Source organism: Priestia sp. FW507-14D1A (assembly GCF_058781295.1).
Window position 1 is genome coordinate 53,177 of the sequence record NZ_JBYSWQ010000008.1, and the last position, 11,409, is coordinate 64,585.

General features: G+C 38.5%; 10 protein-coding genes. 4 read left to right on the top strand and 6 right to left on the bottom strand.

The window, feature by feature from the left end; all coding sequences use genetic code 11:
* Positions 1–60 precede the first annotated feature (60 nt).
* Entirely contained in the window at positions 61–192 is a 132-nt protein-coding gene (locus AC3WJG_RS22835) for a YflJ family protein (RefSeq protein ID WP_016762840.1), read from the top strand.
* 48 nt (positions 193–240) lie between these two features.
* Here the strand turns inward: AC3WJG_RS22835 and AC3WJG_RS22840 are convergent, their stop codons facing one another.
* Positions 241–1,326, bottom strand: coding sequence for a nitric oxide synthase oxygenase (locus tag AC3WJG_RS22840; RefSeq protein WP_221841220.1), 1,086 nt, complete (start codon positions 1,324–1,326; stop codon positions 241–243).
* A gap of 99 nt (positions 1,327–1,425) precedes the next feature.
* Positions 1,426–2,358: a D-2-hydroxyacid dehydrogenase gene (locus tag AC3WJG_RS22845; RefSeq protein WP_221841219.1), complete on the bottom strand. Its 933-nt coding sequence runs from the start codon at positions 2,356–2,358 to the stop codon at positions 1,426–1,428.
* Between the two features lie 261 nt (positions 2,359–2,619).
* Between AC3WJG_RS22845 and AC3WJG_RS22850 the strand changes: the two genes are divergently transcribed.
* A complete protein-coding gene (locus tag AC3WJG_RS22850) occupies positions 2,620–4,176 on the top strand; it encodes an ABC-F family ATP-binding cassette domain-containing protein (RefSeq protein WP_013055117.1) in 1,557 nt (518 codons plus the stop codon).
* 194 nt (positions 4,177–4,370) lie between these two features.
* On the opposite strand, the gene AC3WJG_RS22855 is transcribed toward AC3WJG_RS22850, so the two are convergent.
* Together AC3WJG_RS22855 and AC3WJG_RS22860 are read right to left on the bottom strand one after the other, a co-directional pair.
* A complete protein-coding gene (locus AC3WJG_RS22855; RefSeq protein WP_028410148.1) occupies positions 4,371–5,267 on the bottom strand; it encodes a hypothetical protein in 897 nt (298 codons plus the stop codon).
* Positions 5,268–5,430: 163 nt separating this feature from the next.
* Positions 5,431–6,768 carry a DUF8451 domain-containing protein gene (locus AC3WJG_RS22860; protein ID WP_328240768.1) on the bottom strand — a complete coding sequence of 446 codons (1,338 nt, stop codon included), beginning with the start codon at positions 6,766–6,768 and terminating at the stop codon, positions 5,431–5,433.
* A gap of 368 nt (positions 6,769–7,136) precedes the next feature.
* Between AC3WJG_RS22860 and msrA the strand changes: the two genes are divergently transcribed.
* On the top strand, positions 7,137–7,652 hold the full coding sequence (gene msrA / locus AC3WJG_RS22865) for a peptide-methionine (S)-S-oxide reductase MsrA (protein WP_221841217.1): 516 nt from the start codon (positions 7,137–7,139) through the stop codon (positions 7,650–7,652).
* A gap of 49 nt (positions 7,653–7,701) precedes the next feature.
* Here msrA and AC3WJG_RS22870 read toward each other — a convergent pair whose 3' ends face one another.
* A complete protein-coding gene (locus AC3WJG_RS22870) occupies positions 7,702–9,339 on the bottom strand; it encodes a family 14 glycosylhydrolase (protein ID WP_337134563.1) in 1,638 nt (545 codons plus the stop codon).
* A gap of 106 nt (positions 9,340–9,445) precedes the next feature.
* Entirely contained in the window at positions 9,446–10,600 is a 1,155-nt protein-coding gene (locus AC3WJG_RS22875) for an endonuclease (RefSeq protein WP_337134562.1), read from the bottom strand.
* A gap of 288 nt (positions 10,601–10,888) precedes the next feature.
* On the opposite strand from AC3WJG_RS22875, the gene AC3WJG_RS22880 reads away from it, so the two are divergent.
* Positions 10,889–11,365 (top strand): hypothetical protein, encoded by a 477-nt coding sequence (locus AC3WJG_RS22880; RefSeq protein WP_013081504.1) that lies wholly within the window; start codon positions 10,889–10,891, stop codon positions 11,363–11,365.
* The last annotated feature ends 44 nt before the right edge of the window (positions 11,366–11,409 follow it).

The window sequence follows — 11,409 nt, forward strand, 5'->3', positions numbered from 1 at the left end:
CGAGCAGACAATGAACCTCATTCTGTTCATCCTAAAAAAATGACGAAAGGGTGTTTGAGTATGCACGTAGGAAGCAAAGGCTGGTATGTTGAGGAACTTAAAAAACGAGGAGTTCGCAACCATGAAGGCCGCAAAGTGGAAAAGTACAAAACATATGTACTTGCTAACTTGCTTGATAAACACAAAAATTAATTAACGTGTAATAAGAGAGTACAAATTTGTACTCTCTTTTTTGTTCATTTAATAAGCAGCGTCTTGATAAAAATAATTTGGTGATAATACTTTATTTTTATAAGGCTTATGAAAAATATGCGTGGTTGCTGGCGAAACCGGTGGGATTAACCACGTCCAGTTCCCAGTCACTTCCCGGCCATTTTTTTGCTCTCTTTCTTCAAACAAGTGAAATTGCTGAGCAGCCGTATGATGATCTACAATGCTTACACCTTCTCGTTTGAAAGAAGAAAGCACCGCAATGTTTAATTCAACAAGGGCTTTGTCCTTCCAAAGCATAGCGTTGTAATCCATGTTCAATCCCATCATAGAAGCTATTTTTGGAAGTTGATTATAGCGATACGTATCCGCTAAATTTCGGGCACCAATCTCAGTCCCCATGTACCATCCATTAAATGGTGCTGCCACGTAATCAATCCCTCCAATTTCTAGCTTCATATCTGAAATCATCGGGACAGCGTACCATTTCAACTGTAAGTCTTCAAATTCAGGAAGTTCTGGATGCGTAATAGCTACTTCTTTCACTAAATGTTTTGGAATCTCAAAACATCGAGGTGATGCTTCATTAACTTGCAGGACCAAAGGAAGAACATCGAAGTGAGTTTTCTCACCTTCCCACCCCAGCTTTTGGCAAACCTCCGTGAACGCAACAGAATCAGGATCTCCTATCACACCATATTCCGTCTCGTACCCTGCATAGCGGATTAGCTGATGATTCCATATTCTAACCGGCTCTTTTTCTTTCATTTTCGGTTTAAACACCGTAATAGTAGGCCGGATTTTCCCGTCATTTGTTGCATATTCAATATGGTGAAACAGGGCGTCTCTTACCTCTTCAACTGTGTTCGCATCTCGCTTATCAAATACATTGAGTGAGTGCCAAAATAATCGTCCAATACATTTATTGCTGTTTCTCCAAGCCATACGAGCTCCGTGCTCTAACTCTTCAAATGTATGATCATAATGTCCGAGTGACATAATTTGCTGATGGATTTCTTTTAACCGCTTGTTTTTATCCGCTTCGCTTTTTTCAAGTTCAGCGTAACACGTCTCTATAAATACACGTGCTTGTTCAAATAATTCTTCTTGCTTCAACGTTTGTTCCCCCCTAGAAGAACAGATTTCATTCTTTTCGTTCAAGAAAAGCAAGTTTCAGTATACCATTCTCATAGCGGAAACGCGCATCATAATGCTTTAATAGCCTCTTTCAATATTAACCAAGTTAGAAGGCAATTCGCCTTGCTCAACTTTTTGCAGCGTTTCAACAAAGCACTCGACGGCTTCTTCAGGCGTAGTCACCGCTGAAATATGAGGTGTTATGATGATGTTTGAATGATCCCACCAAGCAGATTCTTTCGTTAACGGCTCATGCTCAAATACGTCTATGTATGCTTTTCGAATACGCTTTTGCTCAACAGCCGCTACTAACGCATGTTCATCTACAGTTGCTCCTCGTCCAACATTTATAAAGTATGCATTTTCAACTACATTCATCCATTTTGAATCAAAGTAGCTTTTTGTTTCATGTGTTAGCGGCATTGTACTAATGATCCAATCGGCTTCTTTTAGCAATTCTTTTTCCTTCGAAATCGAGACCACTTGATCAAATGACGGCTTTTCATTTCCACTTTTAGATACACCTATTACTCGTACACCAAAAGATTTTAAAACGGCTGCAAGACGCCCGCCGATTTCACCTGTTCCGTAAATTATGACCGTTTGAGCAGAAAGCTGCTTAGGCTCTACCACTTTCCAATGCTTTTGTTTTTGCTGATGCTGAAACTGTGCGTGATGCTGAAGTTCAGCTAGCATATAGCTAAGACAATATTCACTGATTCGCTGACCGAATGAACAAACCGTACGTGTTAACATCACACTCTTTTTCCAATTCCCGCTTTCTAAGAACCGATCGACTCCTGCGCCGAGAGAATGAATCCATTTAAAGCTATGATCTTCAAAGCAGTTCGTTGGACCGAAGGATAAAAGCGCATCAGCCCAGTTTAAATCTTCAATTGTAACGTCTTGCTCTTCCATAAATCGAAACGTATGAGACAGCTGCTTTTGTTTAATTATCTCCTCCAGCTCTTTATGCATTCTTCCTGCCACTAGTATCGTATAAATGTTCATTTCTTTTCCCCCTGCCTTTTTATTCTTTTATATACTCTATTTGAATGATTCGATATAACCGTCCCTTCTTCATGAAGGATTTTCTACATTGATATATATAGTATGAATGAAGTGAAAGGAAGACGCGAGTGAATTTTATATGACTTTCAAGGCTGGAAAACTCATATGGATTTATGTATATAAGTTCGCTATAATCGTTATGAATCAATTTGTTTATAACGAAACGTACGATAGATATTTTAAAAGAAAAGGTGTGTCAGCATGAGTGTATTAAACGTAAAAAATCTAAGTCATGGTTTTGGTGACCGTGCGATTTTTAACGATGTATCATTTCGATTGTTAAAAGGTGAACACGTCGGCTTAATTGGAGCAAACGGCGAAGGTAAATCAACATTTATGAACATCATTACAGGCAAGCTAGAACCGGATGCTGGAAAAGTAGAATGGTCTAAAAAAGTGCGCGTTGGCTATTTAGATCAGCACACAGCATTAGAGCGCGGCCTTTCTATTCGTGATGTACTAAAAAGTGCTTTTCAATACTTATTTGATTTAGAAGCTCAAATGAATGGCCTCTATGAGAAAATGGCGGAGGTATCACCAGAAGAACTCGAAAAACTATTAGAAGAAGTCGGTACGCTTCAAGACCTCTTAACAAACAATGACTTTTACGTTATCGATGCAAAAGTCGAAGAAATTGCACGCGGATTAGGATTAGAAGATATCGGCTTAGATCGCGATGTACAGGATTTAAGCGGCGGACAGCGTACGAAAGTATTATTAGCCAAACTGCTGCTTGAAAAACCAGAAATTCTTTTACTTGATGAGCCTACAAACTACTTGGATGAACAGCATATTGAGTGGCTGCGACGCTATTTGCAAGAATATGAAAATGCCTTTATTTTAATTTCTCACGATCTTCCATTTTTAAATAGCGTGATCAATTTAATTTATCATATGGAAAACCAAGAGTTAAATCGCTATGTAGGAGACTACGACGATTTTATGAAAGTGTACGAGATGAAAAAACAGCAGCTTGAAGCAGCTTATAAAAAACAACAGCAAGAAATGGCAGATTTAAAAGATTTCGTAGCAAGAAATAAAGCCCGTGTGTCGACACGAAATATGGCCATGTCCCGTCAAAAAAAGCTCGATAAAATGGAAGTAATTGAACTAGCTCAGGAGCGTCCAAAACCAGAGTTTAACTTTAAGGGTGCTCGTACTTCAAGCAAATTAATTTTTGAAACATCTGATTTAGTCATTGGATACGAAGAGCCGCTTTCTAAGCCACTGAATTTAAAAATGGAGCGAGGTCAAAAGATTGCCCTTGTAGGAGCAAATGGAATCGGGAAAACAACTCTTTTAAAAAGTATTTTAGGAGAAATCAAACCGATTTCAGGCTCTGTAGAAAAAGGGGATTACCAGCATATTGGCTATTTTGAACAAGAAATCAAAACCGCTAATTACAATACGTGTATTGAAGAAGTATGGAATGAGTTTCCTCACTTTACCCAATACGAGATTCGTGCAGCTTTAGCTAAATGCGGCTTAACAACAAAACATATTGAAAGTAAAGTAGAAGTTCTAAGCGGTGGAGAAAAAGCAAAAGTTCGTCTATGTAAGCTGATTAACAACGAAACCAACATTCTTGTACTGGATGAGCCTACAAACCACTTAGATGTAGATGCGAAAGATGAATTAAAACGAGCTTTAAAAGAATACAAAGGAAGTATCTTAATTATTTGCCACGAACCTGAATTTTATCAAGATGTGGTCACAGACGTGTGGAACTGCGAATCTTGGACGACTAAATTATTTTAAAAAAACGGGTTAAAAAAGGCATATCTTTTAGAAAAAGTGGGAATGATAAGATTAAGTTCCCCCCCTTTGTGTGAGTAGCCATTTTTTAAATGGTTACTTTTTTTATGTATAGTCCTTTAATAAAATGGCTATATTGTATCTATACTCCCTAAACCCAAAAAGGCCGCTGCAGCGATGCAGCGGTCTTTTCATTGTCATGGCTTCATCTGTAGCCAGCTATCAAAATGATGAACAGCTATACTGCTTGGAGGATTTTCAGCTTGACACTCCGTAAGCAACATACCCAGCTCTTGCATCATCTTTTCTTCTCCTTTAGCAGAAAAAGAAATGTACTCTCCTTCATCTGAAGCCATCGTTTCTATCCCTATTTCAATCGGCGTGGATAGTACACGTCCCCACTTGCGTTCATTTTCTGTTATTTCAGCAATGCCGTTTTCTTTATCCGCGTGGTTTCGGTACGCCATAATTGTGACTTCATCAGCGTACTGAATAACCCACCGCCCAAGCGAACCGGAACCGTTGCTATTTTTGAATGGAACTTCGTCAAACCAAAACGGTATATCTACAGCAAGCGGCAAGTGTAACTCATGAGACTGTACAGCGGCTTGAGAAATAACATATTGATACTGCAGAATACTTTTCGCGCGATTATTTTCCCAACTTTTATACAAATAAGGCTCTACATCCAAATGAACCCCTGAAAATTGCTGTTGCTCGTCTGCTTCTGCTTGGTAAGCTGTTATCCAATTAAAAAATGCTTCCTGCTCTTCTATACCAGAAGACCCTATCCAATAAGGAGCGCCGTTAAGTGCGTAAACATTTATGCCCTTGGCTTGTGCTTGTTGAATAAAGTGCCTATATAGGTAAGGTAAAAGATGAGTATCAATTTGCAAATAAACGTTTGTCACCTTTTTTTCTTGAAGCTTTTCGAGGATAGCTTCTTGGTTCAGCATCCATTTCTTTGTATCCCACACCCACGTCGACAGCGGTATATTCATCTCTGCATTCACCTTTGATCCACATCCTATTCCTTTCCCCATATTACACAGCCATACAACCACCAGAAAAATAAGAACGCACTTGCTTTTCACACTCTTTTTCCTCCTTTATACGAGCCAGAACTCATATAAAGAGAGTCTGACAGCTTGGCACAACTTTATGGTGAATTTCCCCCTTAAATCTGTAGCTTTTAGCAAACTCCTCCTTATCAATTTTTTGCAGCTTAATCTCTATACGTTCTATCGGTTGCTTGATTTATTTCTCTATATCTTTCTTATTAAATAAATATGCCTGTTTTGGATGGTTTGGCTGATTTGGATATTTCAACTGTAATTGTCCTTTTCGTAATAGCTTTGTTAAATAATTATTACGTACTCCATCCGGCGTTCTTTCTAGTAAATAAGCAAACTCTTTAAGCATGAGCGGTTTTTCTTTACATAACTCAAGAATAATATGTTCCATCTGATTCGGCGAAAGCCGTTTTTTTTCACGAGCCAGCGCTGCAATATCCCATAGCTTCGTATCAATATTCTCTACATTTACCAAATTAGAAGAATTCTCTCCTTGTTCATTATTATAGGAGTTATGATTATTATTACAGGAGTTAACATCGTTATTGTATAAGTTACTCTCGTTATTACAGTAGTTATCTTCCCTATTTAAGGAGTTAACATCGTTATTGTATGACTTTAACTCCTCTATTAATTCTTTATTATAGGAGTAATCGTTTTTATTATAGGAGTATATTTCGACATCGTTTTCAGGTTTATTTTGATATTTTTCGACATCTTTAAAATTATTTCCCGAATCATCTATAGACGTATTATAAGTGTCTTTTTCAGAAGAACTTACCTGTCTTTCTTGAGTGGACAGAGATAACATGACCACTGTACGATGCATAGAAACATCTTGATCAATAGCCGGCGTTTTATAATGATGCAGGCTCCAATTTTGCTTTACTTTTTTCAAACCAGAGCCCGAACGTTCACATAGCCCTAGTAAACTAAATAGCTTAACGATATTTGGGTTTCGAAGTTGACTAACGGTATTGCTAAAAACTGAGTCTGTAGGTACTAACAAAAGACCTGGATTAGAAAAAACGTAATGAGAAGGTTGCTTTTCTAAAATAACGCCGCCCTCGCCATTATAATCTGCATGAATAAGCATATTAATCAAAACTTCTGTTAAAGAGGAAGCGATTGACGGCTGAGGTTCGCTATTACGAACAATTTCATGAATATGAAAATAAAAATCAAAAATATTTCCTGACCACGTCCCGTCTTGAGAGGTAAAGCGCTCTGTCCATTCTTCGTTCCCTTTACTTTCCCGGTATTCTAAAAAGTATTGTGGTAAAACTTCTGTGATAATCCGTTCTTCACTGAATAAAAGCAGGCCTGCGAGTGTGACTCCCTCTTTATGGGTATCTCTAACCTTTCCCCAAGCTCCTACTTTGTATAAAAACTCCTTTGTTTCAAGTGCATTCCAAGGATGAGCTGGTTTTACTTCAGCAAACCGATCCCGGTAGCTTTTGATCGTATCAAAATTTAATTCGTTTAATCCATAGTGCTCTAGGATGAGATTATCTTGTAACATATTCAACTCTCCTATTATCTTTGTATATTTATTTAACAGCGCGAATATGCTGTTTCGTACCTCTTGTTACTAACGTACTAACTTTATTTATCTAGATGCCATCAGTACACCAAAGTCCAGTCCGTAGATTGTACTTCTGCTGTGCAATTTCTTCTAAATCGATATATACATCTTATCTATTCTATCATTTTTTCTTTATTCTCTCCTTCATTTTTCAATCTTCAAAACAGTCGAGTTTATTGTGTAAAAGCTGTGGATATTTATCTTTATCCACAGCTTTTACACAGACTACAAACCCTTTTCTAGCTGTTTCAATATAAATTTGTTATAATACCCTTCATAACAACGGATTAAGTGAGGGATTACGTATGGAAAAAGCTACATTTGCAGGTGGATGTTTCTGGTGTATGGTTACACCTTTTGAAGAGCTAGAAGGTATTCACGGCATTGTATCAGGATATATGGGGGGAACTGTGGATAACCCTACTTATGAGCAAGTAAAATCTGGAACAAGCGGTTACTACGAAGTGGTTCAAATCACATTTGACCCCGAAGTGTTTCCGTATAAACGTTTATTAGATCTTTATTGGCCGCAAATTGATCCAACAGATGACGGAGGTCAATTTCAAGATCGCGGCTCGCAGTATCGAACAGCAATTTTTTACCATAACGACAGCCAAAAACAAGCAGCTGAAGGGACGAAGCTAGAGGTCGCAGAAAGCGGACGTTTTAAAAAACCAATCGTAACAAGCATTCTTCCTGCCTCTACGTTTTATGAAGCCGAAGAGTATCACCAAGATTTCCACAAGAAAAATCCAAAGCATTATAAAGAAGACCGTGCTAAGTCCGGTCGAGATGAATTTATTCAAGAGAACTGGAAATAATTCTTGTGTTCAAAATAAAGCCGCATAGCACGTGCTATGCGGCTTTGTTTTACCAATTATCTGTATACGTCATTGTTGTTGAAGGTACGCTCCAATATTGCTGCGAAGGCTGCCATGCTTTTAACGATCCATCAGCTCTCTTCACAATTGCTTTAAATTGAACATTTTGACTCGCAGGAAAATAGACGGTGCCTCTCCAATCAGCTGTAGATGAATTATATGTTAATTTAATTGGATACATGGACGTATCCCACTGACCTAGCTCAGCTCTGTCTCCAACAATATAAACCGTTTCTCCTAATGCGGTTGGCGCATTTTTTACTACAACCGTTTGCGCAACAGGTGTAACGCCCAACGTATTTTTAAATTGCCCCATCAGCGTATCATTGTTAATAACATCGTAGAAACGAAGCAACGTAAATCCTGCAAAATTATAGTTAAAGGCCATTTCAGCTGCTTTTTTATATTGATCTTCACTGCCTATAGTTAAAGCATTTTCCCCGTTTAAAACAACTCCTTTTGCATTCGCAATACCTGCTACCTGGCGTACAAGTGTCTTTGGCATAGAATATTCTGGATAACTTCCGCTGTCCGTCATTTCTAAGCACGTAAACGTTATATCTAATTTAGCTGTTTTAAACGCATCTAAAAGCGCATTGTAATCATTATATCCAGCAGGTTTTTCTGCAGCATGAGGAATCGTGGGATTGTTATACTGCCAATGAATTCCCGCCACTTTTGCACCGATTGGTACGTTAAAGGTGGAATCAAAAGCCTGATGAGCTAACTGTCCAATACGTTTTGTGTGATCTTCCAAAGCTCCTTGATACCATGCTAAGAAATCTTTTCCATAAGCTGTTGAATAACCATCTTTTAAGAACTGATAGCCATCTGACGGCGGTAAAATTTGCGATGCAGACGTTAAATTGGTTCCCCATGCTTGATTAATGCCCGCGAGTGAACCGTATTTAGTCAAAGCATATGATTGAAACTTGCTTTTGGCAAAGTTCGTATACACTTGAAATTTCCCTCTAGACGGATAGCCGGTTCCGTCTGCTGCTGTATAAGACGGATAACGAATTTCACCTGCAGGGCCTCCTGATAAATAGATTTTAGCAATCACTTCTTTATAAGGTGCTAACGCTTGCGCAAATGCCGTGTAGAGCTCACCGTATTGCTTAGAAATAACGTCTGTTGCAAGCGGGCTTAGCGTTTCTTTATTTATCGTTCCCGTTTCAGATTTAAAGTAAAGGCTATCATCGCTTTTTAAGTTCCATACCCAAGATGGAAGCGGAACGTTACAATCATCTCCTACATTGCCTCCGCACTGATGAGTAGAAATAATAGGAACGATCTTTATACCTGCATTACGAGCAGCTTGAGCAAAGCGCTGCGCATAGGAAAAATCAAACTGCTGATCGCCGTTTTTCTCCATATCTCCCCACCAGAAGTCTACTGTCACTGCATAAAATCCATTTTGTTTCGCTTTGCGTAAATCGTTCTCAAAGGCTTCCCATGTCGTATAGTCTGTTACCTTTTTTAAAGGCGCCATTAAATAGGTTTTGTAACCTGGATTCATTGAATTTCCATCTACGGCAGCCACTCCGTTAATTGGACTTAAAATGAAAGCGTTAACAAAAATGAATATCAAAACGAAAGCCAATCCTTTTTTACATAGCTGTTTCATATCTTCCCTCCATTTTTTTCAAAATCACCTATAGGTATTCGGCGGATTTTAGTTTTTTCCTTTTTCTTTTATAAAAAAAAGACGCCCTGCCAGGACGCCTCCTTCATTAGTTCCAAATCTCATTCACCCATTCAGGATGGTCAATAAACGGGTTGCGGTTATGCTGATAATCTGAATAAATAATGTCATTTCTACGTCGTTCTCGATCATCTACTGGATCTTGGGCGTTCCATTGAAGAAGCACAGATAATTTCCCGTGATAAGGAGCAGTGCCATTATTTACTGTGTTATTAAGTTCTAAGTCAGGCTCATCACTTACATCGCCTTCATAGCGCACGGCCATATAAAACAACATACGAGCCACGTCGCCTTTTACTTGATCTCGAGGTTCCCATGAATCACTGTCAAAATAATTTCCGAGTGCTTCGCTATGTTCCGTCCCTCCGTTATCAAAATCTAAGTTTCCTCTCGTACTGTTTACAGACACGTCGGTTGGACGTAAGTGATGAAGATCTGTTCCAGGTCCCATAGCTGTTCCAAAATCCCCGTGAGACTTTGCCCAGACGTGCTCACGATTCCAATCGTCCACTCCGCCTCCATTTGTACTCTTAGCCTGTGAACGCCCCGTGTAGAGCAAAATAACGTTATTTACGTTAGCTGGATCTTCATCCGTTTTCTTTAAAGCTTCCCATACGGCTGAATACGACAGTTCTGTATGATGATCAATAATGTTATGAAGCTCTGTCTTTAAGGTATTTCCTGTTTTTCCAGCTGCAGTACGATAATAGTCTTCTACTGGAACAGTTGGCTCTGTGGGATCTGGAGCCGGATCAGTTCCTCCTGTTTCTGTACTGATAGAAGTAACTGATTTTATTCCTGGGTGTGAAAAATAAGGAGTGAGTGTGCCCGTAACAGTAAGATTTTTCCGTTTTAACTCCGAGTGACTTTGAAGTCCAAATGTACTTCGCAAATTTGAAGGAATTTGAACGTATACCATCTTGTCTGTATTGGTTTCATTTGCACTATCAGCAAGTGCAAGTGCATAATCGTTTGGGTAATTGCTCGTAATAACTGTAGATGTGCCTGTAGGTTGACCTACTACATATCCTTTAACCGTTTGTACACTATTGTTTTGATTCTCAAGAGCTTGTGCAACAGATAAAAATGCGGCTGCTTGACTAACAGGAGTTAAGCTCACTAAAAGAACAAAAACAAGCAGGGATAGTGCCCATGTTTTTTTACACAGATCGTATAATTTCACTTTTTTATTCCTCCTATATGATAGGTTTGAAAACTAGTTTTCTTCCACCTCTTTATATTATTTTTTCACTGTGAATTCCCTGCCTCTTTTTTGTTAAGTTTTATAGTGAAAAAGATGTATTCTTCTTTACAGTGACGGCCACTTTATGCGAAGGGTTATATTTTTAAAAGTCCACATTGGAAAAAGCATTATGTGTCTTTCTTTATATATGGTATAATCAACCGAATCGTAAAAGAGCTTATACCATTTCAGAAAATGAAATGATTTAAATAGAAATGAGGATTGTGTATGCTTAGTTTTGACGAAAAATTAGCTATTATTTCATCGTTTCCAGAGCTGCATCGAAAAGATGTATCTTTAGGACGCGTGAATTTTCATTATGAAGAAAGCGTGTACGATAAAACGGTTGTTGTGCATCATCTGCATCCTAACGGAAATGGATTTGTATATGGAGGGTTTTTAAAAGGATATGAAACAAATGACAAAGGTCTTGTAAATATCCGTGATTATACAGAAGAAGAGCTTCGCTCAATTATTGAAGCTTCTATTGAATCTTTGTCAACCCTTCCTGATACAGCTAGAGAAGAAGCTATTGTAGGGAATGGAAATGAACAGCGCTGGAACGGTCCAGACAATGCAACGCTTTTACTTGTTCATGAAGATGATCTGTGGAATGTTTATTCTGGCTTGAATTTAGAGGCAGCATTTCTATCTTACGAAGAAGCCGAAGATTATTTGTTTGAAGAAGGCTTCCGCCGCCTGTAAATTTACGTCTATACGCAAAAACCTCGCTGTTGATTAACAGCGAG